Source organism: Sphingomonas sp. 3-13AW (genome assembly GCF_049311085.1).
GTDB lineage: Bacteria > Pseudomonadota > Alphaproteobacteria > Sphingomonadales > Sphingomonadaceae > Sphingomonas.
On record NZ_JASNVZ010000021.1, the window covers coordinates 38,193 to 64,162 of the forward strand.

Sequence of the window (25,970 nt, forward strand, 5' to 3'; positions counted from 1 at the left end):
GAAACTCCTTTACGCGAGGCCCAGGCCGCCGACGACAAGATCGATGATCTTGATGCCGACGAACGGTGCGATGAGGCCGCCGAGGCCATAGATTGCGAGGTTGCGGGCGAGCAGTGGCCCTGCACCCATCGGCCTGTAGGTGACGCCTTTCAGCGCCAGCGGCACCAGCAGCGGGATAATGATCGCGTTGAAGATGATCGCGGAGAGGATCGCCGATTCCGACGAACCGAGCCGCATCACGTTCAGCACGCCCAATCCCGGATACAGTGCCACGAACATCGCCGGGATGATCGCGAAATATTTCGCCACATCGTTCGCGACCGAAAACGTCGTGAGCGCACCGCGCGTCATCAGCAGCTGCTTGCCGAGCCCCACGACCTCGATCAGCTTGGTCGGATCGCTGTCGAGATCGACCATGTTGCCGGCCTCACGCGCGGCCTGCGTGCCGGTGTTCATCGCAACCCCGACATCGGCCTGCGCCAGCGCCGGCGCGTCATTGGTGCCGTCGCCGCACATCGCCACCAGTCGCCCGCCGGTCTGCTCCTTGCGGATCAGGTCAAGCTTGTCCTCCGGCGTCGCCTGGGCAAGGAAGTCATCCACACCCGCCTCGGCAGCGATGGCGGCAGCGGTCAGCGGATTATCGCCGGTGATCATCACCGTGCGGATGCCCATCTGGCGAAGCTCGCCGAAACGCTCGCGGATGCCGGCCTTCACCACGTCCTTGAGCGAAATCGCACCGAGCAACCGGCCATCCTGCGCCACGGCGAGCGGCGTACCACCACCGCGCGCGATCTCGTCGGTAATGCGGCGAAGTTCGGTCGCAGCAGCGGTTTCGCCAACTCCGGGGTTCGCGCGCAGCACGGAATCCACCGCGCCCTTCTGGATCAGAGAGCCGCCTGCCCTGACGCCCGACAGCCGGGTCTGCGCGGTGAAGGGAATAACCTCCGCTCCGTCCGGCAGCGCGCTGGTTTCGACGCCGAACTTCTCGCGCGCGAGCACCACGATCGAACGGCCCTCCGGCGTTTCGTCCGCAAGGCTGGCGAGCAAAGCGGCGTCGGCGAGCGCCTTGATGCTGACGCCGCTGATCGCGCGAAATTCGCTTGCAGCCCGATCGCCGACCGTGATCGTGCCGGTCTTGTCGAGGAGCAGCACGTCGATATCGCCGGCTGCCTCCACGGCGCGGCCGGACTTGGCGAGCACGTTGAAGCGTACCAGCCGGTCCATGCCCGCAATGCCGATCGCCGAAAGCAACGCTGCGATCGTCGTCGGGATCAGCGTGATCAGCAGTGCGGCGAGGATCGCGACCGGGATGCTGCCCCCGGCGTAGGACGCGAAGCCGGGGATCGTCGCGACTGCAATGAGGAAGATGATCGTCAGCCCGACGAGCAGCAACGTCAACGCTACTTCGTTCGGAGTCTTCTGCCGCTCGGCCCCCTCGACCAAGGCGATCATGCGGTCGAGGAAGCCCTTGCCCGGCTCCACCGTCACCTTCACGCGGATCTCGTCAGAGATCACTCGGGTGCCCGCGGTAACGGCGGAGCGGTCGCCGCCCGCCTCACGGATCACCGGCGCGCTCTCGCCGGTGATCGCGGCTTCGTTGACCGAGGCGACGCCCGAGACGACCTCGCCATCCGACGGGATCAGGTCGTTGGTCTCGACCAGCACGACGTCGCCGACCCGCAGCTCGCTGGCGGGCACCTGATCATATTGCCGGCCGTCGCCCTTCAGCCGCTTGGCGGTGAGCTCGGCCTTGGTCGCGCGGAGGGAGGCGGCCTGTGCCTTGCCGCGCCCCTCGGCCAGCGCCTCGGCAAAGGTGCCGAACAACACCGTCAGCCAGAGCCAGATGACGAGTTGCAGCTTGAAGCCGGTGGCAAGGTCATCCTGGCCGATGACAAGCAGCACCGTCATCAGCACCGCGACCGTGGCGGTGACGAACATGACCGGGTTTCGGATGAGTTCCCTCGGGTTGAGCTTCACGAAGGAAGCCGCGACCGCGGGCAGGACGAGATCGGCCGTAAACAGGCCGGCGCTTTGCGTTTTCGCCATGGTGCTTCTCACGTCAGAACAGCTGGCCGCGGATCATCGCGAGATGATCGGCGATGGGGCCAAGCGCGAGGCTCGGCAGGAAGGTGAGGCCACCCAGGATCAGGATGATACCAACGAGCAGGCCGACCCACAGGGCGCCGGTGGTAGGGAAAGATCCGGCGCTTTCCGGCGTATGTCGCTTCGCCGCCAGGCCGCCGGCGATCGCCAGCATCGGCACGATGATGAAGAACCGGCCCACCCACATCGCAACGCCCAGCAGACCATTGTACCAGGGCGTGTTGGCGGTCAGCCCGGCGAAGGCGGAGCCGTTATTGGCGACCGCTGACGTGAAGGCGTAGAGGATCTCGCTGAACCCGTGCGGCCCCTTGTTGAGGGGCCCCGCGAGGCCCTGTTGCATCACGCTCGACAGGGCGGTGAGGCCGAGGATCATCAGCGGCAGCACGGCGATCGCGAGCACCGCAAGTTTCACCTCGCGTGCCTCGATCTTCTTGCCGACATATTCCGGCGTGCGTCCCACCATCAGCCCCGCGACGAACACCGCCAGGATCGCAAACAGCAGAAAGCCGTAGATGCCGGCGCCAACGCCGCCGATCACGACTTCGCCAAGCTGCATGTTGAACAGCGGGATCATGCCGCCCAGCGCCGTGAAGCTGTCATGCATGGCATTCACCGCCCCGCACGAAGCCGCCGTTGTAATGACGGAAAAGAGCGCGCTGGCGGCAATGCCGAAGCGGACTTCCTTGCCCTCCATGTTGCCGCCCGCGACCTGCAGGCTGTGCAGCACCGGATTGCCGGCCGCTTCCTGCCAATAGGTGACAGTCACCCCCGCCAGGAACAGCAGCAGCATTGCAGACAGGATCGCCCAACCCTGGCGCGTGTTGCCTACGGCCTTGCCGAACGTCCAGGTGAGCCCGACCCCGATCACGAAGATCGACAGCATCTGGATGAGGTTGGTGAGCGCGGTCGGGTTCTCGAACGGATGCGCGCTATTGGCGTTGAAGAAGCCGCCGCCATTGGTGCCCAGCATCTTGATCGCTTCCTGGCTGGCAACGGGTCCGAGCAGGATGGACTGGCGCACGCCTTCCAGGGTGGTGATATCGACGACCCCGCTCAGCGTCTGCGGCACCCCGCTCGCGATATAGAACAGCGTCAGCGCGATGCAGAGCGGCAGCAGGAGATACAGGGTGATGCGCGTGACATCGGCCCAGAAGTTGCCGATCGCAGTCGCCTCGCGGCGCGCGAAGCCGCGAAACAGCGCGAAGGCGAGCGCGATGCCGGTCGCCGCCGAAAGGAAATTGTGGATCGTCAGCCCCAGCATCTGGCTGAGGTTGGACATGGTGCTCTCGCCGCCATAGCTCTGCCAGTTGGTGTTCGTGGTGAAGCTGATGGCGGTGTTGAACGCGAGGTTCGGCGCGAGCCCCGGCAGCCCTTGCGGGTTTCCCGGCAGCACGCCCTGCAGCCGCAGGACCGCATAGGTGAACAGCATCAGCGCCACATTGAACAGCAGCATGTGCAACGCGTAGCGCCGCCAGCCCTGCTCGGCCGCCGGATCGATCCCGGCGAGCCGATAGAAGCCGCGCTCGACGGGCCCGAGGACGACATGAAATGGGGTGCGCCGCCCCTCGTACAGCGCGAACAGCCATAGGCCGACGGGCTTCGCCAACGCTACGAGAAGCGCGACGAAGCCCAGGATCAGGAACCAGCCGTGCAATGTCATGGAACCGCTCCCTTCAGAAGCGTTCGGGGCGGAGCAGCACCGCCACCAGATAGATGAGGAGGCCGACCGCGGTGATCGCGGCGAGCCACAGGTCGAGGGTCATGCCATCACCTCACGCCAGGGTTGTTCAGGCATTGTCGCAGAGCCGGGCGAGCGCGAGCGTTGCCGCCACCAGCCCGAGCATCACGAGGATCCACAGCAGGTCCTGCATCGCCGGCGCTCCTTCAGAAGGCCGCAGTCAGCGAAGCGAGGATCGTATCACCAGCAATGTTGCCGGTGCCGTCCTGGCCCTTGCTGAAACTTGGCTGCAAATACGCCGCTTCGCGGCTCGAAATGTCCGTGCCGACGTAGGAGAGGTTGAGCGTCAGGTCGCGCCATGTCGCCTCCGCGCCGAGCGACCAGTCCCAATAGTCGCCGGTGGGCGCAACCGCCGTGGCGTTGGGACCAAGCCCATCCTGCCCGCTGCTGTGGCCGATGTGCGCCTTTGTGGTGAACGGCGTGCCGTCGACCGCCAATGCCGCGTCTCCCCACAGATAGAGGTTGTCGTCCTTCGCGCCCGGGTTCGTATAGACACCGGCCGCCGCATCCGCGCCCGTGCGGTACCAGCGGCCGAGAGCCTGCTGCTTGGGCGCATAGGCCACGCCGGCGGTGAGGGTGGCGGGACCCGTGGTGCCGCTTAGTTTGACGTAAGGCTCGGCGAAGTCGGTCTTGTCCGCGCCGCCGGGGTACATGTACCAGGTGAGGCCGACGTCGAACGTTGCATGCTCCGTCAGCGCAGCCTTGTAGCCGCCGATCAGGTCGAGCTCCATGTTGGCGCCCCCGAACGTGCCCCAGCCGGCGAGGTTCGATCCCCAGGCACCGACGTAAAAGCCGCTGTCGTGCGCAACGGTCACGCCGGCCTGCACGGCCATGTCGCGATCGGTTTGCGAAATACCGCGGAAGCGATAGTCCGATGCGATCGCCGCCGAGCCGCTCACCGTCAGCACCGGCGCGTGCGCAGCATCGCTGACAGCCGACGCTTCATCTGGCGCTCCCTGCGCCCGTGCGAGACCCGGCAGCGCGAGAAGCGCCATCGCCGCGGTCGACCAAAGAAGCTTCATCATTTTCCCTCGTGGAGCGGCTTCAATCCAGGATCGGAGGAGCCGTCAGGGAAAGCGATTAGGCGCGCCCGGCGTTGGAATTCGAGCGCGATTCAGACCAATCGCATATAGTCGGCATATGGTTCTGCAGCTGTCCGGGGAGCGGCTGGAGCTACGGCCACCGATGAAGTCGCGATGTGTCGTTTCAAGATATAAGGATGTCTTTATATCCCGGTTGACAGGGCGGGCAGGATGGTGTTGGATCCTCTTGTCGAGGTTCCCCATCCCAGGCGTGGCGGTGGGGCTAAGACGGGAAGCCGGTGGTGTCCTTCAGGGGCAGAATCCGGCGCTGCCCCCGCAACTGTAAGCGGCGAGCGGCGGCTCCATTTCGTGTCACTGGGCTTTGCAACAAGCCCGGGAAGGCCGGAGCCACCGCGTTGACCCGTGAGCCAGGAGACCTGCCTCGGACGCCATAACGTTCCTCGGACGGGGGTTCCTCCGGTGGATCGCGCTTGACGCACGGTCCGCGGCTTCACGCCCCCTTGGCCTGTCTCCGCCCTGCGCGCTCTTCCGTGACCCCTGCCCCCTAAAGCCAGGTGAGTCATGACGAATAGCGGGTTTACGTTCACGATCAGCAGCATCCCGTTCGACGAGGAATATCGCCCGGCCGACAACACGCGGATCACCACCAACTTCGCGAACCTCGCGCGGGGGGAGAGGCGGCAGGAAAACCTCCGCAACACGCTGGTGATGATCGACCATCGCCTCAATTCACTCCTCCCCTGGGACAATCCGACCGCCGACCGCTACGCAGTCGAGTTGAACATCATCTCGGCAGCGCTCCGCGTCGCTGCGGACGAGCGTGACGAAGCGTTTCCGCTGATCGAGATCCTGCACACCATCGTCGTCGACAACACCACGGGCGAACGTACCGACGGGATGGTCGGCAACAACTTCTCGTCCTACGTGCGGGACTATGATTTCAGCGTGGTCCTGCCGGCCCATCTGAAGAGCGGAAACACCGGCACGCCCGATCGCTTCGGGGATCTTCACGGCAACCTGTTCAAGCACTTCCTCGTGTCCAGCGCCTACCGGGATCATTTCCGCAAGCCCCCGGTCATTTGCCTGAGCGTATCGAGCAAGGAAGTCTATCACCGCACAGCGAATGCACATCCCGTACTGGGGGTGGAGTACCGGAACGACTACTGCTCTCCGACCGACCAGTATTTCGCAAAGATGGGCATGAAAGTACGGTACTTCATGCCACCGCACAGCGTCGCACCGCTATCCTTCTATCATATCGGCGATCTGATCAGCGACTATACCAACATTGAACTCGCCAGTACGATCAGCACCATGGAGACGTTTCAGAAGATCTACCGTCCCGAGATCTACAACGCCAACTCCGTAGCGGCCGAGCTTTACCGGCCAAGCCTGAACTATCAGGACTATTCGCTGACCCGCATCGTCTACGATCGTGAGGAGCGCAGCCGGCTCGCCTTTGAGCAGGGCAAATTCGCCGAAGAGCATTTCATCAAGCCGCATGGTGCCGCGCTTCAGCGCTGGCTTGCGACCTGCGACCTCTGAACCTCACGAACAGGATTCCATCATGACGAGATTGTTGCCGACGACGACCGCGGGCAGCCTGCCAAAGCCCTCCTGGCTCGCCCAGCCCGAAACCCTGTGGTCGCCGTGGAAGCTGGAAGGCGAGGAATTAATCGCGGGCAAGCAGGACGCGCTGCGCCTCGCGGTCAACGACCAGCGGCGGGCGGGGATCGAGATCCTTGGCGACGGCGAACAGACGCGCCAGCATTTCGTCACGACGTTCATCGAGCATCTCGACGGCGTCGACTTCGAGAAGCGCGAGGTCGTCCGCATCCGCAACCGCTATGATGCCAGCGTGCCGACCGTCGTCGGCGCCGTCTCCCGCCCCCGCTCCGTCTTCGTCGACGATGCGCGGTTCCTGCGCGTGCAGACCGACCGGCCGATCAAATGGACGCTGCCCGGGCCGATGACGATGATCGATACCCTCTACGACGCGCACTACAAGAGCCGGGAGAAGCTGGCATGGGAGTTCGCCTGCATCCTCAACGAGGAAGCCCGCGAGCTGGAAGCTGCCGGCGTAGACATCATCCAGTTCGACGAGCCCGCGTTCAACGTGTTCTTCGATGAAGCGAATGACTGGGGGATCGCCACGCTGGAGCGCGCGGCCGAGGGGCTGAAGGCCGAGACCGCGGTGCACATCTGCTATGGCTATGGCATCAAGGCCAATACCGACTGGAAGCAGACGCTCGGCTCCGAATGGCGGCAGTATGAGGAGACCTTCCCCAAGCTCCAGAAGTCGAAGATCGATATCATCTCGCTGGAATGCCAGAACTCGCGCGTGCCCATGGACCTGATTGAACTCATCCGCGGCAAGAAGGTGATGGTCGGCGCCATCGATGTCGCGACCAACACCGTGGAAACGCCGGAACAGGTCGCTGAGACCCTGCGCAAGGCGCTGGCCTTCGTCGACGCGGACAAACTCTATCCCGCCACAAACTGCGGCATGGCCCCCCTGCCCCGTGCCGTCGCCCAGGGAAAGTTAAAGGCGCTCACAGAGGGAGCGGAGATCGTGCGGAGAGAGATATCGGCGTGATCGTCCTTGCCACCTAGTCGGCGCCGGACGCGATCGGTTCGGCAAGCTGTCCGACGGTCAGAACCCCTAATACTCTGCGGCACTGGCTGAAGTGCTTATCGCCGCGCTACGCTGGACCCGGCCGGCTACCGCCGGACCAGGGCGACTCCGGGCGCACGCGGCGAACCGCCAGAAGGCGTGGGCCACGCAGAACGGGAAGGAGCAACGACAATGGGCTACATCACCACCGATGACGGCGTCGAGATCTTCTACAAGGACTGGGGCCCCAAGGACGCGCAGCCGGTCCACTTCCACCACGGCTGGCCCTTGTCGTCCGACGACTGGGATGCCCAGATGCTGTTCTTTCTGCAGCACGGATATCGCGTCGTCGCGCACGACCGGCGGGGCCACGGCCGGTCGGCGCAAGTGCCGTTCGGGCACGACATGGACCATTATGCGGCCGACGTGAACGCGCTGGTCGAGCAGCTCGGCCTGCGCAACGTCGTCCATATCGGCCATTCCACCGGTGGCGGCCAGGTGGCGCGGTATGTCGCCCGCTACGGCGAGCCGCAGGGACGGGTTGCGAAGGCAGTGCTGGTCGCCGCGGTCCCGCCATTGATGCTCAAGACCGAAAGCAATCCGGACGGCACCCCGCTGGAAGTGTTCGACAGCTTCCGCTCGGCGCTGGCGGCCAACCGTGCGCAGTTCTTCCTCGATGTCGCGTCGGGGCCCTTCTACGGCTTCAACCGACCGGGCGCCGAGGTGACGGAAGGGACGATCCGGAACTGGTGGCGGCAAGGCATGATGGGCAGCGCCCAGGCCCATTATGAAGGCATCCGGGCGTTCTCGGAGACGGATCAGAGCGAGGATCTCAAGGCGATCAGCGTCCCGACGCTGGTCCTGCAAGGGGACGATGACCAGATCGTACCCTATAAGGCGGCGTCGCTGTTGCAGGCGAAACTGCTGCAGAACGGCACGCTGAAGATCTACGAGGGGCTGCCGCACGGGATGCTGACCACCCATGCCGAGCTGATCAACCCGGACATCCTGGCCTTCATCGAGGGTTAGCCGGGGGATGTCGCGCGGAGCAAGCCACCGCTCTTTCCTCTGACGGCATTGGCCGTCGGCGCCGGCCCGAGCAAGGAGTAGGCGCCGACGACCACCTGCCGCGGAGGTGAACAAGCCGCCGCTTCAGATCGCCGTGAGCACGATCTTGCCGCGCAAATGGCCTTCAGCAGCCCTCTCATGGGCGAGCCTGGCGTCAGACAGGGGAAAGATGCTGTCGATGACGACCCGTACCGTGCCGTCGTCCAGCAGCGGCGCGATCTCGGCGAGCTGCGCTCCGCTTGAGCGAACCTGCGTGGTCGACACCGTGACGCCCAGCCGGCCAGCCTCGCCATCGTCTTCATACCCAAGGCCGAAGACGGGAAACAGCGCCCCGCCCCGCTTCAGCGTGCGGAGGAACCGCACGGTGCTCGGACCGCCCACTGCGTCCACGACCAGGTCGACGTTCCGAATGCTGTCTTCGGGAGCGGTTCTTCGATAATCGACGACCTCGTCGGCCCCGAGGTCGCGCAGCAGCGCCTCGCTGTCGCCGGACGCTGCCGCGATGACATGAGCTCCCTGCCATTTCGCCAGCTGCACCAGCAGATGGCCCACGCCCCCTGCCGCACCGCTGACGAGCACGGTCTTCCCCTTGAGCGGCACCGGCACATGGGGTTCGGGCTGAAGCGGGTTTGGCGCGTCATGTCCCTGTTCGATCAGGAACTGCCAGGCGGTCAGCAGCGACATAGGCGCCGCGGCTGCATGGACATGATCGATCCCGATCGGCTTGAGCGCCAGCTCGGTCGCCGAAACCGCGACATATTCCGCATAGGCTCGGCTACCGCCCGCCAGCCCGCTCGGGAAGCGGACCATCGAATACACGGCATCTCCCGGAGCGAACCCGCTCACGTCCGGCGCTACCGCTTCGACGACGCCGGAAATATCGGTCCCGGGGATGATCGGAAACGTCATGGCGGGGCGCCATTCCGGGGGGAGCATTGCATAGCCCTGGCGCAAATACCAATCCGGCGGATTGACCCCGATCGCATGGACCCGGACCAGAACCTCGCCGGCTTGCAGGGTCGGCTTGGGCGCATCCTCATAGGTCAGGACCCCGGGTCCGCCGAATGCGTGCAGCCGAACCGCCTTCATTACCTCCGTCACATCAACCTCCGTCGAGCATCTTGTGTTCGACGCATCATCTAGCCGCTGCGAAGGGATTGATAATGAGCCCGAAGTTCGGTTCACTGATGCCGTGAAGGAACAGATTGTCCTTGAGCGGCTGACCGGCCTCATCGCCTTCGCGCGCGCCGGCTCCCTCGGCAGCTATACTGCGGCGGCTCGAGTGCTCGGGATCTCGCCCTCGGCGGTGAGCAAGAGCGTGCAGCGGCTGGAACAGCAGCTCGGCATCTCTCTGTTCACACGAACGACCCGTTCGCTCACGCTTACCCCGGAGGGGCGTGACCTTCATGAGCGCGCGCTGAAGCTCCTCCAGGACGCGGAGGCGATCGGCCAGGCCGCGATGGCAGCGCGGAGCGAACCGTCGGGCACGCTGCGGATCGCCGCGTCGCTGCCGATCGGGCTTCATTTGATCGCACCCATCCTTCCCGCCTTCCGATCGCTTCATCCAAAGGTGACAATCGACCTCAGGATTGACGATCAACTCATTGATATCGTGGAGCAGGGTATCGATGTCGCAGTCCGGATTGGCGAACTGGCGGACTCGGGGTTGCTGTCGCGTCAACTCACGCGCTTGCGTCTTTGCGCCTATGCCTCGCCCGCCTACCTCGCCGCCCGTGGAACGCCTCTCCACCCCGACGATCTTGCGAGCTACGAAACCGTCAACTTGCGCTATCGGAGCTCCGGTCAGCTTTTCCGCTGGCCCTTTCGTATAGGTGGCCGCGAGGTCGAGATCATTCCCTCCTCCGGCGTTGTGGTGGATGCCAGCGAAGCGGTCGTGGCAACCCTGGTCGCCGGGGGCGGGATCGGCATGACGGCCGACTTTGTCGCGGCCCCTTATGTGGCACGCGGCGAACTCGTCCCGCTGCTGACGGAGTTCGCCGTCGAGCGACACGGGGTGACGGCCCTATGGCCAGAAAGCCGGCGCGCCAATCCCGCGGTTCGTGCCTTTCTCGACCATCTGCACCACGCGGCAAGGCAGATCGCGGGTGCGGCATTGCCCAGCGACTAACTTCGCGAGCCCACCGCCGCAGACGCCCCACCCATCAAAAACTTGGAATTGCCGTCGACCTTAGCCACAGGGGTGCAATGAATGTGTTCTTGGATTTCGAAGCGTCGTCGCTCGACAGTGACAGCTACCCGATCGAGGTGGCGTGGGTGTTCCAGGACGGCCGGTCGGAGAGCCATCTGATCGCGCCGGCCCCGCATTGGACCGACTGGGATCCGGCGTCGGAAGCCATCCACGGGATCCGCCGGCAGACGCTCATCGATGAAGGGGAGACGCACGAATTCGTCGCGAACAGGATGGTCGAAGTCCTGGACGGACATGACCTCTTCGCAAGTGCGCCCTCGTGGGATGGCAAGTGGATGAGCGCTCTGCTGCGCGGCGCCGGGCTCGCGCGCGATGCGCTTCGTCTCCGTGACACCGACGATGCCCTGCGCGAAACAGCCACCGACATCCTCAAGCCATACTTCCCGCCCACTCGCCTCCCCGTAGCAGTCCACAACCTGATCGCGAGCGTGGACGTCGGGAGCGACGGCCCGCCGGCGCACCGCGCCTTGGCGGATGCCACTGCGGAGTATGAGAAGTGGCGCGCGGTCCGGACAGCGGCGCGTGAGCTGATCGCGACCCTGTGAGGCCTGCCGGTCGAGACGGTACCAGACGCAGTATTTTGAGGATCGCGACAACTGCGCACCGCTAGGCGATGATCTCCCGAACGAAGTCGAGGAAGGCTTCAACCTTGGCCGGCATCAGCCGCGCAGCACGATGGTAGGCGTAGAGCGGGAATGTCTCGTCCGACCATTGCGGAAGCAGGTGAACCACCCGCCCCGACGCCAGGATGTCGCGGGCATATAGTTCGAGCAGTTGGGCAACCCCGGCGGCGCCCATGCAAGCCCCGACGAGCCCGCCGGTGTCGTTGACCAGAAGCCGGCTTTCCGGCGTGAACGGGACCGTCTCACCGACACGCTGGAATTCCCATTCGAACGGGCGTCCGGTTGCGGGATCGCGGATCAGAATACAGCGGTGCCCCTTCGTGAGATCTTGCGGCGCAAGTGGTGTCCCGTGGGTCGCGAGATACTCTGGCGAAGCACAGGTCAGCACGCGTGTCTCCAGAAGCAGTTCTGCCTGAACCGCGTGCGCGTCGACCTCTCCGAAGCGGACGGCGACATCCATGGCCTCGCCCACGAAGTCCCCGATCGCATCCCGCACGAACAGCTCGACCGAGAGCTCTGGGTATCGATCGAGGAACTCCTGAAGTCTCGGCGCCAGCACGTAGTGCCCGAAGGTCGCATCCACGTTGATCCGCAGTCGGCCCCGGACGCGGACTTTGGCTGCCGCCGCCACCGCTGCTGCCTCTTCGATCCCGGAAAGCAGCGGCACGACCATTTCGTAGAACAGGCGCCCCTCGTCCGTGAGAGAGATCGCGCGGGCACTGCGGTTGAAGATCCGGATTCCGATCCGCTCCTCAAGACGCGCTACCGCGCGACTGACTGCGGGTTGCGTGAGCCCGATCGCGTCCCCCGCACGCGCGAAGCTGCCTGCTTCGACAACTGCCGACATCACCCCAATTCCGCCGAGCAGTCGGCCGTCGAACGTCATGACGCGTACTTTCTGTCATCTCTGCCCTGACAACTATGCATTTTTGTTTTCCCCGCGCGAGTCCTAGCTCTGCTGCACAACGCTTCCGAACGGAGGCAGGCGACCCAGGAGAGCGAGATGGGCAGCAATGGAAAGGTTGCACTGGTAACCGGGGCCTCGCGAGGCATCGGTGCTGCAGTCGCCAGGCGGCTGGCGGGTGACGGTTTCAAGGTCATCGTGAACTATGCGGGCAGCGAGAGCGCTGCCGCGGCAGTGGCGGCCGATATCCGTGCCGCCGGCGGCGAAGCGATCGTCGTCCAGGCCGACGTCGGCAACAGTGCAGACGTCGCCGCCTTGTTCGATCAGGCGATCGAAGCCTTTGGCGGGGTCGACGTCGTCGTCAACAATGCCGGCATCATGAAGCTGGCGCCCATTGCGGAGAGCAGCGACGAACTGGTCGACGATACCATCGCGACCAACCTGAAGGGCGTCTTCAACATGTGCCGCGCAGCCGCGCAGCGGATGCGGAACGACGGGCGGATCATCAACTTCTCGTCGAGCGTGATCGGGATGCGCCTGCCGACCTACGGCATCTACATCGCCACCAAGGCTGCCGTCGAAGGGCTCACGCAGGTTCTGGCGCAGGAGATGCGCGGGCGCGGCATCCGGGTGAACGCCGTGGCGCCCGGACCGGTCGCGACCGAGTTGTTCCTGAAGGGCAAGGACGCCGACCTGCTCGACAAGATGGCGAAGATGAACCCGCTCGAGCGGCTGGGCGAGCCAGACGATATCGCACGCGTGGTGTCGTTCCTGGCGGGACCCGACGGCGCATGGATCAACGGCCAGACCGTGCGCGCAAACGGCGGAATGTGCTGATCCGTCGCACGCGCGGGCAAGTCGCACACCGATTGGATCGAAGGAGAGGAACCATGGGCACTCTAGGCAAGACGGTCGTCATCACAGGCGGCACCAAGGGCGTCGGTCGAGCGATCGCCGTACACCTCGCCACCCTCGGTTACGACCTTGCGCTCAGCTATTCATCGGATGAGGGCGCGGCAGAGGAAACTGGCGCGGCAATTCGCGCGGCCGGCGGCGACTGCCTTGTCGTCAAGGCGGATGGTCGACGGCGCGAGAGCGTCGAAGATCTCTTCCGCCAGACCGCGGCCCGCTTCGGCGACATCTATGCGGTCATCGCAAACGCGGGCGTCGAAAACGTCGAGTCCCCCTTCGCCGAGATGGCGGAGGACGAGATGGACCGCGTCGTCGACACCAACTTCAAGGGCACCTTCTTTACCCTTCAGCAGGCAGCGCGGAGCGTCGTCGATGGCGGCCGGATTATCGCGACCGCCTCGACGATCGCCAGCTACCCGCCGCCGGGATCAGGCGTCTACGCCGGCACCAAGGCTGCCGTGCGGGTGATGATCGAAGTGCTGTCGCTTGAACTCGGCCCGCGCGGGATCACCGTGAATTCGCTCAACCCGGGACCCGTCGGGGGCGCCGGAATCTTCACAAACATGTCGGACGATCAGCGGGAAGCGTTCGAGAAGCAGACACCTATGGGCAGGCTCCCCCGACCCGAAGATCTCGTCGGCACGGCCGCATTCCTGCTCTCAGACGGGGCGGCCATGGTGAGCGGTCATCACCTTGCCGTCACCGGCGGCTTCCGCGTCTAAGGAGTGACGATCATGAAGGTCGCGTTCAAAATGGCTGCATTTGTCGTCGCCACCTCGCTCACCGGGTTCGCTCCTGCCTCCGCCCAAGGCCAAGGGCCCGCAAGCGTCGTGCAGCCGTCGAATTCGAACATCGAGATCATACGAAGTGCATTCGACGCTTGGACCGCCGGGGGCACGCGCTTCTTCGATGACGTTCTGTCCCCGGATGTGCGGTGGACAATCAGAGGGTCCGGACCGGCTGCGCGAACCTACATCGGCAAGGACGATTTCGTGCGCGAGGCGGCGGCACCGCTGGCCGCGCGGCTCGCCGGACCGATCAAGCCGACGGTTCGGCACCTGCTCGCAGACGGTGACCTGGTGGTCGCGATCTGGGACGGCGCCGCCGTCGCCCGCGATGGAAAGCCGTACAATAACAGCTTCGTGTGGATCTTCCGGATGCAGGAGGGGAAGGCGGCGGAAGTCGAAGCCTTCCTGGACCTAGACCGCTATTACGGGGTCTTACGTCGCGTTCCCGTGCGCTGAGAACCGCCCCCGTGGAGGTGGGATCGGGGAGTGCTTTCGCTTTGCCGAAGCCCGTGCAAGAAAGGTTCGGCGTTCTATACTTGGCGGTTGGCGGTGCCCTCTGTCTCAGCGGTAGCCTTGGGCTTTGGGAGTTCGCCTTTAGCTACGCGATGACGCTGTTCGCCTACGCAGAACTGTCGGGATGTCGCGGTATCACGATGGGTCGATCCCTCTGGAGCTTTCTTCATCGGCATCGCAAGCCAATCACGAAGATCGAACCAGGTTCATCCTTCGGCTGCACGACCTGCGACCCTGTGCTCGCACTCCGGAACGCCATGGGCGCACCGACCGCGTGGGCGGTCGCCGGACGCTCACATCCGCAACAGACGTGTCCGGCAAGCTGTACGATCTGCCGCGGCGGAGGAGCGGCTGCGCTGCCGGGACTAAACGCCGTTCCCTTTTCCGCGACGCAGTTGCGCGACTGACGGCACTACTGCGCCAGTATCGGCTGCTCTACCTCAGCTATCGCCATGAACAAGCGGAAGCAGCCGTGACCCATATCCTTGCCTTGAACAGCAGCATCGCGGGTGAAACATCCGTGTCGCGAGCACTGGTTGCGGAGACCATTTTGCGGCTGCGCGAAAAGCACCCTGAGGCATCGCTGACGCTTCGGGATCTTGGCGAGGCACCGGTGGCGCATCTCACCCCCTATACCGTTGCCGGCGTCCGAGGGGTTCCTGCTACCGACGCTGAGTTGGCCACGCAGGCGCTGTCCGACACGCTGATTGCCGAGTTGGAGCAGGCCGACATCCTCGTCATCGGTGCGCCGATGTACAACTTCAGCATTCCGACATCCTTGCGCGCATGGTTCGACCACGTCCTGCGTCCGCGTGTCACCTTCTCGTACAGCGAGAGCGGACCGCAAGGTTTGATGATGGGCAAGCGCGCGATCGTGGTCGAAACTCGGGGCGGCTTATACTCCGAGGGACCGTCGAAGGCCGTGGACTTCCAGGAGCCTTACCTCCGACAGCTCCTCGCCTTCATCGGCATCACGGACGTTACCTTCATTCACGCTGAAAAGCTGGGTTTTGGCCCGGAGGCCCGAGAACTCGCCGTGCAGTCTGCGACGACGAGAATTGTCGAAGCGGTCGTGTAAACACCGCGGCAGAGCCCGGTCCCTCTCTGACGTTCCCACAACTGCGACAGTCTGTGTCGCATGTTGGCGCTACCGCATTCAGATAAGGTGACGGTACACTGGCGGGGCGCTGGGGCGTCCTGCAGGACGCGTTCGGCTTCCGGGGGAGGTCGCGTTGTTCAACCCAGCCGGGGGTGATCGTCGACGCGTGATGTCGGCTCCCGATACCGACATGGCTGGTCCGCAGCCCTTATTTCGCACGCCAGGATGCAGGAGCAATCATATGAGCAAAGTCGAAGACAACCCGTCCGAAGGCCGGTTCGAGCTGGAGATCGATGACAGCCACGAGATCGCGGCCGCTTATTATAAACGGCGGGGAGAGCGGCTTGTGCTCACCCACACCATCGTCCCAGAGCGGTTTTCCGGACGCGGGATCGGTTCGCAACTGGCACAGGGCGTCTTCACCGCGATCCGTGAGAGCGGGCGCAAGGCCGTTCTGGTCTGCCCCTTCATGACGGCCTTCTACGCCCGCCACCCGGAATATGCCGATGTCGTCGATGCCGACGCCAGCGAGGGAGTGGGACATGATTGACCTCGTCATCGATCAACGGCGCCGCGACCTGGGCGGCGGCTTCGAGGTCGGCCGCGTCCTGCCCTTTGCGAAGCGCCGCATGGTCGGGCCGTTCATCTTCTTCGATCATATGGGTCCGATCGACCTGGCTCCCGGCCTGGACCGCAGCCTCGACGTCAGGCCGCATCCTCATATCGGCCTCTCGACGGTGAGCTACCTGTTCTCCGGGCAGATCATGCATCGCGACAGCCTCGGATATGAGCAGGAGGTGCGGCCATATGAAGTGAACTGGATGACCGCGGGCAGCGGCATCACGCACAGCGAACGCTTCGAACATGCGCGCCAGCATGGCGACCATCTCCACGGCATCCAGGCATGGGTCGCGCTGCCGGATGGGCTTGAGGAGACTGCCCCGAGCTTTTCGCACCACGCCGGCAGCGACCTGCCCCAATGGGAGGAAGCCGGCGTGACCGGACACCTCATCGCGGGCAGCGCCTACGGCCTGACAGCGGGAGCGTCGACCTTCTCCCCGCTGTTCTACGCGCATCTCGAATTAGCACCCGGATCTACCGCCGAGATCCCGGATGGCCATTCGGAACGCGCGCTGTACATCGCCAAGGGTACGGTTGAGGTTGACGGCCGCCGGTACGAGGCCGGCAAGATGCTGGTGTTCGGCGCCGGGATCTCGCGCGTAACCGCCTCGACGCAGGCGACCGTAATGGTTCTGGGCGGAGAGCCGCTCGGCGAACGTTTCATCTACTGGAACTTCGTTTCGTCTTCCAAGGACCGGCTTGCGCAGGCGGCATCGGATTGGAAAGCGGGACGCATGAAGCTGCCGGACGCCGATGATCAGGAGTTCATCCCGCTGCCCGATACTCCTGCTCCCCCGGCCGCGCCTGCGTGGTCATGATCGTGAGCCCACGATTGATTGCCGCCGAACACGATCAGGATAACGAACGGGCCCACTCAGGAAGGCTTGGGCGAGGGAAATACTAGGATGGCACCTCGCACCCATGTTGCGGTTTCCGAGACTGGCGAAAGCCCGTTCGCCGTCCGTATCGAGACAAGCGCTCATCATCTCATCGGCGACGAGCCCATCAGCGCGGGCGGCGGCGGACTGGGACCAACCCCGTTCGACCTGATGACCGCGGCCCTGGCGGAATGCACGGCCATGACGGTGCGCTGGTTCGCACGGCAACAGGGCTGGCCCCTGGAGCATGTCGAGGTCGAGGTCGAACACCGCAAGGTGGTGCTGGTAGGCACGACCTCGCCCGTGGACCTGTTCGAGAAGGCGATCTCCCTTCGGGGACCGCTGCTGACCGACGAGCAGTTGCAGCGCCTTCTCGACGTAGCTGGGAAGTGCCCGATCCAGCGCGTTCTGGAAGGCACGCCCAAGATCACGTCGATCCTGCGACACCGCCTCTAGGTTGCTTGCCCCGGGGCGTTGGACCCGGGAGGCCGTTGATGCGTCTTCGGGGCAAGCCACTCGGTTTCTCCAGCCCAGGCAACCTCAGGCGAGCGGTTCCGGAATAGGCCGCAGGATGAGATGATCGCGGCCGGACATCTCGTCCCCTTGCACCTGCTCGCACAGGCGTTGCACGTCGCGTCGGCGGATATCCTCGACCGCTTCGTCGACCTCCTCCTCGGCAAAGCCCAAGGCTCGCAGGCCAGCTGCGCCCAGCAGATAGGCGGATTCCACCGTCTCCCGGATTTCGTAGTCGACGCCCGCGCGGATCAACTCCACGGAATGCCCGCGATCATAGCTGCGCACCATCAGCTTCGCCTGCGGGAACTCGTGCTGGGCCAGTTCCACGATACGCGTCGCGACGGCGGGGTCGTCAACGCACACCAATATCCCGTCGACATTGCCCGCGCCTGAGTGCTGCAACGTGTCCAGGCGCCGGCCATCGCCGAAGAATACCTTGAAGCCAAAGCGCGCGGCGTCGCGGATGCGGCCGGGGTCATTGTCGATAACCGACAGGTCGATCCCTCTGGACAGGAGCGGCTGAGATGCGATCTGGCCGAACCGCCCAAAGCCGATCAGCAAGATGCGACCCTTGAGCTCGCGAGCGAATTCCACACCCTCGAGGGACGTTCCCGACCCCATCATCCGTTCGACCGCGATCATGAACAACGGCGTTGCCGCCATCGAGAGGATCACGACCGTGGAGAAGATCGCATTCGCGCGCGGATCGATCACGCTCTCGGCGACCGCTGCGGCATAGAGCACGAACGCGAACTCGCCGCCTTGCAGGAACATGGAAGTGCGGTGAAGCGCCTGGCGAGATGAGCTGCCAAATAGCCGGGCCACCGCGAACACGACAGCACCCTTCACGATCGTAAAGCCGGCAAGCATCGCGACAAGAAGCCGCCATTCCGCCGCGACCACACGCAGATCGAGCGACATACCGACGGCCAGAAAGAACAGACCCATCAGCAGGCTGCGAAACGGCTCGACGTCGCTCTCGATCTGGTGCCGGTAACTGGAGCTCGACAGCATGACCCCGGCGAGGAACGCGCCCATCGCCATCGAGAGGCCGACCGCGTCCATGAGCAGTGCAGCGCCGAGAATGACGAGCAATGCTCCCGCCGTCAGCACCTCGCGGGTTCGCGCGCGCGCCAGGAGAGCGAAGAACGGATTGAGTGCCCAACGCGAGACCGCCAGCAGCAGCAGCAAGGCCCCGATCGCCAGAAGGACTGCCTTCCAATCCGATTCCGCGCTGGCGAGAGGCGTCAGGAAGGCGATGGTGGCGAGCAACGGCACGATCATGAGATCCTCGAACAGGAGGATCGAAATCGCCTTCTGCCCCTCGCCAGTCGAAGTCTCCCCCCGCTCCTGCAGCACCGACATGATCACGGCAGTGGAGGAAAGGACGAAGCCGGAGCCCGCAATGAACGCCGCCGGCCCGGACAGGCCGAACAGGAACCATCCCGTGATGGAGAGGGCGACGATCGCCGCAGCCACCTGGACGAGCCCCAGGCCGAAGATCTGGTTCCGCATCGCCCATAGCTTTACCGGCCGCAGTTCCAGCCCGATCACGAACAGGAACATGACCACGCCCAGTTCCGAAAAGTGCAGGATCGCCTGAGGATCGTCGAACAACCCGAGGATGGACGGACCGACCAGGACACCGGCAGCGAAATATCCGAGGACAGACCCAAGACCGAGCCAGCGAAACAGTGGCACCGCGACCACGGCCGCCGTCATCAGAACAACAGCAGGACCGATCGTGTCCCCCAGGCTTGCATCGGTCATCGGATCGTCTTTCGGCTTTTGTACATGTGCGGACAGGCAGTCTGCATTGACTGAGATACCATGCGCTCTCCTGCCCCATAGGCGCACTTAGCGACACTCTGTGTAGCAGGAAGCGGAACGCTGGGGGGCGCCGGCCACTTGCTGTCTTCGCCCGCGTGCCGTCGTTGAGCGCGGTTGGAAACCGGAATCACCGAGTTATAGTAGGCAATGGGCAGGGGCTTGCTTCGTCTATGGCCACCAGCGCGCTTTGTCAGCATTGGCCAAAGAGTACCCCGAACCGCAAGTCCTATCAAAGTCGAAATGCGGATGCAGGGTGCTTCTACTCTGCTTGCCGCAACGGCCTCCTCGTTCCTTGTTGCCTTGGCGACGCGAGCCGGTTAGCTTCAGCAATCGATTGCAGACGGTCTGAGAGGAGAGGGTTAGCGGACGCACTTCATTTGGCGCGGCAGCCAAAGATCGCTCGCTACCTCGCCCTTCCTCCCGCATCCGGAGTAAGATAGCAATCGATTGCGGATTCCGGTCGCGCGTAGGCTGCTCATCAATCCCGGCTCGTCGCCTCAGCCACCGCTCAGAAACGGACGCACGAACGACCGGTTTCGGAGATCGCGCCTCGCCAGACTGAACGGCCTAGTCGGGCGCAAAGCCGCCGAATGGCAGCCTTCCTCGCCATGACGACGGGATCAACGACCCGGCAACGGCTGCAGGCGCAACGCTCCTTCGTCATCGCGAATGTCGCGCAGGATCGCGGTCTCGGAGACTTCGCCGGTCGTCATGTCGTAGCGCATGCGGACCGCCAGATCAGTCCTGCACGGCCCCTTGCCCGGTTCGTGGACGCTGCACGCAAGCACATAGGTGCGCAACACGTCCAGCCGTTGCGGGTCGAGCTTTGTGCCGTGAAACTCCACATGGTGTTGGATATGGCCGGGCTGGCGCTGCGCGGACAGGACATCGCGTGCCAGAGCTGCCAGGCGGTCCCTCATCTCCGGTCTCAGGAGATGGCGCGGGTGAAGACGCAGTGCGCCTGGCGTCAGTTGCGTTTCCTCCGGCCCTACAAAGGTCAGGTATTGGGGTTCGTCCGCCCTTGAACGGTCGATCGACTTCTCGAAGCTCGGCTCGGGATCCGGAGGTGCGGCCTTGCCCGGACGGGGCAACAGGATGCCAAGCGAGAGACCGCGCTGCTCAGGTGTCGCATTGTCCGGCAGGGCGGCCCGGAAAGCGGCAATGCAGGTCCCCAGCCGATCGAGAGCAGGCTGCTGATCAGCCCGGTCCATGTCCAGTTCTATGTCGGTGCGAAAACTCGGGTCGAGCTTGCTCGCATCCACGCCCAAGATGGCAATGCCGCAGGACGGCAGGGTTTGCGCCATGGCCTTGAGCTTTGCGCCCGCCGCCGTGCCGTTCACATAGGCGGTGCGCAATTGTTGCTCGCAATGCGCGCCGACGCGGCATTTGGCCGGATCGTGATCGACGTAGAGCCGGATGCGGCTGAACGGATCGCCCTTCCTGGTGAAGATTACGGCATATTGACCTTTCATCATCTGCGTGTCGAACACGTCCAGCTGTTCAGGGAAGACGGCCTCGGCAAGCGTCGTAGCGGCCTCGATGGATCCCTGCCGGTCGCCGCAACCGGTCAACAGCAATGTCCCAGCGGCAATGGCCGCATAATGTGCCAGCCTCATTCGGGCCGGCCTCCGCATGGCCCGATTACGCGGTCGACGCGCAGGACGGGTAGGTCGCCCTCACCGCTGATCAACCGCCCATCGATAGCTAGGCAGGCGCGCTCTTCCCATGCGGTAGTGATCGCCGCCAGCAGCGCCGCATCCCCGATCATCGGCGGCGGAGGCGTTTCCCCATCCATATCGGCATAGAGCATCCGGTCGCGCGCGGCATGGCTCTGCTCGTCCGGAACGAACACGCCCCGCGAGGGACAGGGAAGGCGCACACATTTGATTCCCGTATCACCGACGTGAATCCGCATCGGCCCGACATCACCCGGCGACGCCACCAGCGGTTCAGGCAAGCCGGAAGGAAAAGCGGCGGCCTGTAACGAGAGGAAGAGGATGCTAGCGATTGGGGAGGCCATTGCTTCTCCTTGTCTCTCGTATCTCGTCCTTGCGCGCCAGCATGTCGTTGCGCAGCGCGACCAGCCCCTCTCGTGTCTTGGCGAACTGCGCGGGAAAGGCGCTTCTGGATGTGAAATGGTTGGCGTGAGCCGCGTCCCAGACGAGGGCAGCATCGATCTCCCGCACGGCGCCGTGGACGTCGCCGAATGCATATTCGTTGATCGCGCGCCCGACCGACTCCGACAGCGCGGAAAACAGGATCCGCTCATCAGCAGCGTTCGGTGGATCGGTCATCAGGTGGAAGCGGTAGCGCAGTTGCCCGATATAGAACCAGCGCACCGCTTCGTCGCGGCGCCCCGCACCCATCAGTTTTGACGCCAACATATAGAGCGCTGCAGGGTGGGCGCGTTCGGCGCCTGCAATGATCTGTTCGGGCGTCAGCTGCTCCAGATCACGCTGCGAGGGCATTCCCTTCTTTTCCGCCACGGCCCCTCCCGTCTGCGTGCTGGCAGTGGCGGGCAAGGCCACGATCGCCAGCAGGGGCAGTAACCACCCTCTCATCGATCCAGCATCCTGCGCCACCAAGGCGCGGGGACTGGCCGGAAGGCGGCACCGTCCTCACTCGCAAGCCAGGTGTCGCGATAGTCCCGAAACCGATTGTCGAGCAGATTCCCGCCCAGCCGATAGGGCGGGTCATAGCTATAACTGAAGGCGTAACGGCCATCTCGTTCCATGCGCAGCTGCGCGCAGGTCCAGCGGCCGTTCGGCGACGCGCCCATGCCGTCCGCCAGCGAACGCAGCAACCGCTTGGCCTCTCGCGGCAGGCGAAAGGAGACGTCCTCTACTGGCTGTCCGGGTAGGCGGGCCAAGGCGAAAGTAATACTGCTCGACCGATCGCCTTCGGCCGCGATCTCGAAATCGACGAACAGGTGCAGCCATTCCCGCTCGCCCCATTCGCCATCCATGACCTCGGTCACATTGGCCGCGACAGCGCGTGCAACGGCAGCTTCCGTTTCGGCCCGTTCGATCGGGGTCATGCGTTTGTTCTCATCCATCCGCCTGGCTCCTTTGCAAGTCATGCCGCCTGGACGGAGGCTGTCTAATCATCCGACACGATATTCCGATGACTTGAGCCAGTTGTAGGGCAGATGGAACAGCGGAAGATCAAGCGAGTGATGATATTTAGTACGATCCCGCACAATGCCCTTGTCAGCAGAAGGAATGCCGATGTCATGCGTGGAAAGACACTGATACTCACCGCCATCGCCCCCGTGGCATTTCCGATGCCCGCGTCGGCGCAGATGATGGTGGACGTACCCATCTGGAGCAATGGTATCCTTGGTCAGCAGGCGCTGCGGAGTACCTATGACAATTTCGACGAAGCCAACGGCCTCAAGAAACGCAAGGCACGCTCCGGAAGCGAGTGCTCGGCCGATCTTCTGCCGACGGCCGATCGGCGCCGGATGGAAAGCGAATATATTCGCCGCGCGCGCGATGATGGCAAGGCCAGCGCCGACGGCTGGGTAGAAGAACAGGGGCGCCGCTTTTACCTGAAGATGGTGGCGCAGGGAATCTGTCCCAGGCCGGATGGCAAGCGACAACAGGTCGCCAACAATCGGCCAGACCCCCAATAACGCCGAGGAAGAACGAGCGCTCTACCGTCCGTGCGCATCGGTCGCTGTTCGGGCACTGTCAACGCCCTGCATCGCCCGCGGTGATGCCAGACGGCGAGCCACTGCCTCACCCCTTATCGCCCCGTTTCTACCGTTCGACGAAGCCCTTGTCCGTCAAATCGTGCGCGCGCATGTCATTGCCGCTCAACTTGTGCATGTCCCGCTGAACCGCGTCGGATAGCGCCCGCATCTGGTCCGCGGATCCCTGCCGCAACCGCTGCTCCTCAAGCCAGAACCCGGCGATCGCCAACTGCGCTTCCGCCTCCCGCCGGCGGGGACCCGGGTCGGACGAATCCTTCAGTTCGGCGTCGACCAGCCGAACCAGCGCGCGTTGCTGCGCGGCATTGAGCGGTTGCGCATTCGCCAGTTCCCAGGCGACTCCAAAAAGCAGGACCGACGCCGACGCCAGATCGTTGAGCGGAAGGTCAAGTGCCTCGAGCTTCCGATCTGCCACTTCAGCAGCCGCACCGGATTGCAGAAACGCGTCTCGATCCGTGATGGCGGTACTCAGCGTAAAGGTCTCGCGAACGTTCTCCGCCATCTGCCGGCCCATCGCCCGTCGCACGCTGGGGACGTACTCGTAGGATCTGTCTCGTGCGGCGGCGGCCTCCTCATTCGCCCTGCGCGCTTCGGCAAAAGCGCCATCGAACGTCAGTGAGGCATGCTCCGCGGCCTGGGCGTCCTGACCACTGGCCTCGGAAGGCTTCGAGCAGCCCGACGCAGGCAGTAACATTATCGCAAGTAGCAGTCGTCCTGACCATCGGATCGTCATGATCCTGACTGTAGCCTATCTCCCCATGCCAGGAGAAGCGCACGAAGGAAGTACGGGAAAAATTGCATTCTACCTGGGTTTGATAGAAACTTGAGGAATGGCTCCTTTCGCCATCAACGATCGGCATTGCGCGCTTCGAGATCCTCTTTGACGGCTGCGGCGCCCACCATCCTAGCGGGGAGATCAACGCCGGCGTTTTCGACCAACTCGTGGTCGACGTGCCTGACGAAACCGTCGTGCTCGACAGCAATCTGCACTTCACCCACCGATGAACACTCGACTGAAGACCCCCGACACCGCGCGCTGCGGCACCATGCCGAAGGAAGCAAATTCCACCAGGTCAACTGTTTCAACGGGCTGGGTCAGAACGTCATCCACACTGGCCGGTGTTGGATTAGAGGCCGACGTCGGCGGCCGACCTGATCTCGGTGGTTCCGCTAGCCGACGCCTTCTCCTGAAGCCAGCCGATCGCGCACGACCTTCGACCGTCCCGTCTTCCTTCATCCGACGGCCGAAGCGATCGGGCAGACCCCGTGGCACTGCGATCGTTGAGCCTTGGCAGTTGGCTCGTGGCCCCGCCCCAACGATGGCCGAAGTGTTGGCCGGGGGCCAGAGAAGGTCAACCTATTGCCGCGCGGGGACCGCCCGGTGGAGCCGCGCGCGGCTGCGGCAGTCGGCTTGCAGCCTGCTGTTCGCGGCTCCCCTCGCCAACACGTCCGAAAAGAACGGTGATCGCGCGGTTCTCAGTCGAGAGCCAAATAATTCGGAAGCTACCCAGCCATTCCGCTAAACCGCGTACCCAAGGAAACCGAGGTAACTCCCCAGATCCGCCTTCGCTCGAAGGGGATGTATTCACGCTTGGCTACGGCTATGTTCGCCAGATCACCCCGTCGGATCGAGCAAGGGGAAGATTGAGAGCTTTTTTCGCGCTCTCGCTCAGATGAGGATCACTACATGCTGAGCTCACCATTCAAATCCATGCCTGCTGAAGGCATTAATGGTCTAACTCCTGGGCTTGATACGAGAATCACGGTCGGAGAAAATACTATCGTGATGCAGTTAAAGCCGCACCACATAGTCGTCGATGGCCCGACACATCCTGTCCGGGCTGAGGCGCACCTGTAATTGCTGGAGGGGGCGCGTCGCTGAGTTGCCCACGCCCCAGCCCGACGATTTAATAGTGGGCCGCGGCGGCTCGATCTTCGGTGTCGCTTGTTACCTCCCTGATCGGAGATAACCTTTGACACAGAAGATTGTGGCCGTCGCGTTTCTAACGCGGCGAGACCTCGATGCCGTCGGAAGCTGCCTGGAGCGGGTGTTTCCCGTTCAGGAGTGTGGCAGCTTCGACGAAATCGTCGCGACGCTCGATGCGCTGCCTACAAGCGATAGCACCCCAGAACCAAACTGCGATTAAATCCCCAGGTCAGCGGAGGTCCGGAACCCTACCTCGTCGTCCGAGCAACCGCCGATTTCTGGCGCCACCGGCAAAACCGAAGCACGCGATACTTGCGAGGGTGGCGGCCGCCGCCCATATAGATGGCATCGCTCCGCATCGGTCACGAGCAAGGATGCGACTGAGAGATGCTTGCGCTCCCGCTCTGACGCGGAGTCGGCATGCCTAGACATCCCCCCATTGAAGCAATTGTTTCACCTTCCTCAGCCGTGGGCGCTTGCCTTCAAAAGCGCCCACCGACAGTCGCGACGCTGCGCGGGGGGATCTCATGTCACGCGCGCTGAACATCGACGCGACCGTCGCGGAAGTGACGGCAATGTCGGCCAAGCACAGCGTCCACATCAGCGCGATCGAACCGTTGCAGCCGAGCGGCACACGTGTCGTTTGCATGAACATGGAGGGTGCAGCGACTATCGCCCGAGTCTACGGCGAGCGTGTACTCACGGGTCCGGTAACGCGTATGCCGTGGGCCTCGAGTAGAGGTACCTAGCACTACTTTGGCAGAAGAGCGTGGGGAGGTCTGTTGAGGCTGCATCCACAGTGAGGGCAGTGGTGCGGCGGTGAGCGGAACAGGCGGTCAAGGATGGCCTGGCGCACTGCTGGCAGGCTGGGA

The 25,970-nt window shown here is 63.9% G+C and carries 28 protein-coding genes and 1 riboswitch; of the genes, 14 read left to right on the forward strand and 14 right to left on the reverse strand.

Annotated features, from left to right (window positions below; translation table 11 throughout):
- Nucleotides 1-9: 9 nt before the first annotated feature.
- From kdpB to QP045_RS17115, 4 genes are all read right to left on the reverse strand, one after another.
- A complete protein-coding gene (gene kdpB / locus QP045_RS17100) occupies nt 10-2,046 on the reverse strand; it encodes a potassium-transporting ATPase subunit KdpB (protein ID WP_422516208.1) in 2,037 nt (678 codons plus the stop codon).
- A gap of 13 nt (nt 2,047-2,059) precedes the next feature.
- Nucleotides 2,060-3,763, reverse strand: coding sequence for a potassium-transporting ATPase subunit KdpA (gene kdpA, locus QP045_RS17105; protein WP_422516209.1), 1,704 nt, complete (start codon nt 3,761-3,763; stop codon nt 2,060-2,062).
- 13 nt (nt 3,764-3,776) lie between these two features.
- A complete protein-coding gene (gene kdpF, locus QP045_RS17110; RefSeq protein WP_422516210.1) occupies nt 3,777-3,866 on the reverse strand; it encodes a K(+)-transporting ATPase subunit F in 90 nt (29 codons plus the stop codon).
- Between the two features lie 121 nt (nt 3,867-3,987).
- Nucleotides 3,988-4,863 (reverse strand): TorF family putative porin, encoded by an 876-nt coding sequence (locus QP045_RS17115; protein ID WP_422516211.1) that lies wholly within the window; start codon nt 4,861-4,863, stop codon nt 3,988-3,990.
- A 236-nt stretch (nt 4,864-5,099) separates the two neighbouring features.
- Nucleotides 5,100-5,322, forward strand: a riboswitch (cobalamin riboswitch).
- A gap of 123 nt (nt 5,323-5,445) precedes the next feature.
- On the opposite strand from QP045_RS17115, the gene QP045_RS17120 reads away from it, so the two are divergent.
- The 3 genes from QP045_RS17120 (at nt 5,446) to QP045_RS17130 (ending at nt 8,527) form a co-directional block, all read left to right on the forward strand.
- On the forward strand, nt 5,446-6,429 hold the full coding sequence (locus QP045_RS17120; RefSeq protein WP_422516212.1) for a DUF1852 domain-containing protein: 984 nt from the start codon (nt 5,446-5,448) through the stop codon (nt 6,427-6,429).
- A 22-nt stretch (nt 6,430-6,451) separates the two neighbouring features.
- Nucleotides 6,452-7,480: a methionine synthase gene (locus tag QP045_RS17125; RefSeq protein ID WP_422516213.1), complete on the forward strand. Its 1,029-nt coding sequence runs from the start codon at nt 6,452-6,454 to the stop codon at nt 7,478-7,480.
- A gap of 210 nt (nt 7,481-7,690) precedes the next feature.
- Nucleotides 7,691-8,527 carry an alpha/beta fold hydrolase gene (locus QP045_RS17130; RefSeq protein WP_422516214.1) on the forward strand — a complete coding sequence of 279 codons (837 nt, stop codon included), beginning with the start codon at nt 7,691-7,693 and terminating at the stop codon, nt 8,525-8,527.
- Nucleotides 8,528-8,650: 123 nt separating this feature from the next.
- Here QP045_RS17130 and QP045_RS17135 read toward each other — a convergent pair whose 3' ends face one another.
- On the reverse strand, nt 8,651-9,667 hold the full coding sequence (locus tag QP045_RS17135; protein WP_422516215.1) for an NADP-dependent oxidoreductase: 1,017 nt from the start codon (nt 9,665-9,667) through the stop codon (nt 8,651-8,653).
- A gap of 91 nt (nt 9,668-9,758) precedes the next feature.
- On the opposite strand from QP045_RS17135, the gene QP045_RS17140 reads away from it, so the two are divergent.
- Both QP045_RS17140 and QP045_RS17145 read left to right on the forward strand, forming a co-directional pair.
- Nucleotides 9,759-10,694, forward strand: coding sequence for a LysR substrate-binding domain-containing protein (locus tag QP045_RS17140; protein WP_422516216.1), 936 nt, complete (start codon nt 9,759-9,761; stop codon nt 10,692-10,694).
- 77 nt (nt 10,695-10,771) lie between these two features.
- Nucleotides 10,772-11,320, forward strand: coding sequence for a transcriptional regulator (locus QP045_RS17145; RefSeq protein ID WP_422516217.1), 549 nt, complete (start codon nt 10,772-10,774; stop codon nt 11,318-11,320).
- A 61-nt stretch (nt 11,321-11,381) separates the two neighbouring features.
- Here QP045_RS17145 and QP045_RS17150 read toward each other — a convergent pair whose 3' ends face one another.
- A complete protein-coding gene (locus QP045_RS17150) occupies nt 11,382-12,284 on the reverse strand; it encodes a LysR family transcriptional regulator (RefSeq protein ID WP_422516218.1) in 903 nt (300 codons plus the stop codon).
- A gap of 117 nt (nt 12,285-12,401) precedes the next feature.
- On the opposite strand from QP045_RS17150, the gene QP045_RS17155 reads away from it, so the two are divergent.
- The 8 genes from QP045_RS17155 to QP045_RS17190 all read left to right on the forward strand — a co-directional run bounded on the left by QP045_RS17155 (nt 12,402) and on the right by QP045_RS17190 (nt 17,569).
- Nucleotides 12,402-13,139 (forward strand): SDR family oxidoreductase, encoded by a 738-nt coding sequence (locus tag QP045_RS17155; protein WP_422516219.1) that lies wholly within the window; start codon nt 12,402-12,404, stop codon nt 13,137-13,139.
- Between the two features lie 53 nt (nt 13,140-13,192).
- Nucleotides 13,193-13,936 carry an SDR family NAD(P)-dependent oxidoreductase gene (locus tag QP045_RS17160; protein WP_422516220.1) on the forward strand — a complete coding sequence of 248 codons (744 nt, stop codon included), beginning with the start codon at nt 13,193-13,195 and terminating at the stop codon, nt 13,934-13,936.
- A gap of 12 nt (nt 13,937-13,948) precedes the next feature.
- Nucleotides 13,949-14,458 carry a nuclear transport factor 2 family protein gene (locus tag QP045_RS17165; RefSeq protein WP_422516221.1) on the forward strand — a complete coding sequence of 170 codons (510 nt, stop codon included), beginning with the start codon at nt 13,949-13,951 and terminating at the stop codon, nt 14,456-14,458.
- A gap of 53 nt (nt 14,459-14,511) precedes the next feature.
- The gene (locus QP045_RS17170) at nt 14,512-14,922 is read left to right on the forward strand and encodes a DUF6010 family protein (protein WP_422516235.1); all 411 of its coding nucleotides are present in this window, start codon (nt 14,512-14,514) and stop codon (nt 14,920-14,922) included.
- A complete protein-coding gene (locus QP045_RS17175) occupies nt 14,826-15,593 on the forward strand; it encodes an FMN-dependent NADH-azoreductase (RefSeq protein ID WP_422516222.1) in 768 nt (255 codons plus the stop codon). The genes QP045_RS17170 and QP045_RS17175 overlap by 97 nt, the downstream gene beginning before the upstream one ends.
- Nucleotides 15,594-15,855: 262 nt before the next feature.
- Nucleotides 15,856-16,164 carry a GNAT family N-acetyltransferase gene (locus tag QP045_RS17180; protein WP_422516223.1) on the forward strand — a complete coding sequence of 103 codons (309 nt, stop codon included), beginning with the start codon at nt 15,856-15,858 and terminating at the stop codon, nt 16,162-16,164.
- On the forward strand, nt 16,157-17,053 hold the full coding sequence (locus QP045_RS17185; RefSeq protein ID WP_422516224.1) for a pirin family protein: 897 nt from the start codon (nt 16,157-16,159) through the stop codon (nt 17,051-17,053). The genes QP045_RS17180 and QP045_RS17185 overlap by 8 nt, the downstream gene beginning before the upstream one ends.
- Before the next feature lie 87 nt (nt 17,054-17,140).
- Nucleotides 17,141-17,569 (forward strand): OsmC family protein, encoded by a 429-nt coding sequence (locus QP045_RS17190; protein WP_422516225.1) that lies wholly within the window; start codon nt 17,141-17,143, stop codon nt 17,567-17,569.
- Nucleotides 17,570-17,653: 84 nt separating this feature from the next.
- Here the strand turns inward: QP045_RS17190 and QP045_RS17195 are convergent, their stop codons facing one another.
- The 5 genes from QP045_RS17195 to QP045_RS17215 all read right to left on the reverse strand — a co-directional run bounded on the left by QP045_RS17195 (nt 17,654) and on the right by QP045_RS17215 (nt 22,496).
- A complete protein-coding gene (locus tag QP045_RS17195) occupies nt 17,654-19,399 on the reverse strand; it encodes a monovalent cation:proton antiporter-2 (CPA2) family protein (RefSeq protein WP_422516226.1) in 1,746 nt (581 codons plus the stop codon).
- A 680-nt stretch (nt 19,400-20,079) separates the two neighbouring features.
- Nucleotides 20,080-21,075: a hypothetical protein gene (locus QP045_RS17200; protein WP_422516227.1), complete on the reverse strand. Its 996-nt coding sequence runs from the start codon at nt 21,073-21,075 to the stop codon at nt 20,080-20,082.
- Complete coding sequence (locus tag QP045_RS17205) at nt 21,072-21,416, reverse strand: hypothetical protein (RefSeq protein ID WP_422516228.1); 345 nt, start codon at nt 21,414-21,416, stop codon at nt 21,072-21,074. The genes QP045_RS17200 and QP045_RS17205 overlap by 4 nt, the downstream gene beginning before the upstream one ends.
- A 43-nt stretch (nt 21,417-21,459) precedes the next feature.
- Nucleotides 21,460-22,041, reverse strand: coding sequence for a hypothetical protein (locus tag QP045_RS17210; protein ID WP_422516229.1), 582 nt, complete (start codon nt 22,039-22,041; stop codon nt 21,460-21,462).
- A complete protein-coding gene (locus tag QP045_RS17215) occupies nt 22,017-22,496 on the reverse strand; it encodes a hypothetical protein (protein WP_422516230.1) in 480 nt (159 codons plus the stop codon). The genes QP045_RS17210 and QP045_RS17215 overlap by 25 nt, the downstream gene beginning before the upstream one ends.
- 111 nt (nt 22,497-22,607) lie before the next feature.
- Between QP045_RS17215 and QP045_RS17220 the strand changes: the two genes are divergently transcribed.
- Nucleotides 22,608-23,093: a hypothetical protein gene (locus QP045_RS17220; RefSeq protein ID WP_422516231.1), complete on the forward strand. Its 486-nt coding sequence runs from the start codon at nt 22,608-22,610 to the stop codon at nt 23,091-23,093.
- 127 nt (nt 23,094-23,220) lie between these two features.
- Here QP045_RS17220 and QP045_RS17225 read toward each other — a convergent pair whose 3' ends face one another.
- The 3 genes from QP045_RS17225 to QP045_RS17235 all read right to left on the reverse strand — a co-directional run bounded on the left by QP045_RS17225 (nt 23,221) and on the right by QP045_RS17235 (nt 25,753).
- Nucleotides 23,221-23,904: a hypothetical protein gene (locus tag QP045_RS17225; RefSeq protein ID WP_422516232.1), complete on the reverse strand. Its 684-nt coding sequence runs from the start codon at nt 23,902-23,904 to the stop codon at nt 23,221-23,223.
- Nucleotides 23,905-24,017: 113 nt separating this feature from the next.
- Entirely contained in the window at nt 24,018-24,170 is a 153-nt protein-coding gene (locus QP045_RS17230; RefSeq protein ID WP_422516233.1) for a hypothetical protein, read from the reverse strand.
- Between the two features lie 1,352 nt (nt 24,171-25,522).
- The gene (locus QP045_RS17235; protein ID WP_422516234.1) at nt 25,523-25,753 is read right to left on the reverse strand and encodes a hypothetical protein; all 231 of its coding nucleotides are present in this window, start codon (nt 25,751-25,753) and stop codon (nt 25,523-25,525) included.
- Nucleotides 25,754-25,970: the final 217 nt, after the last annotated feature.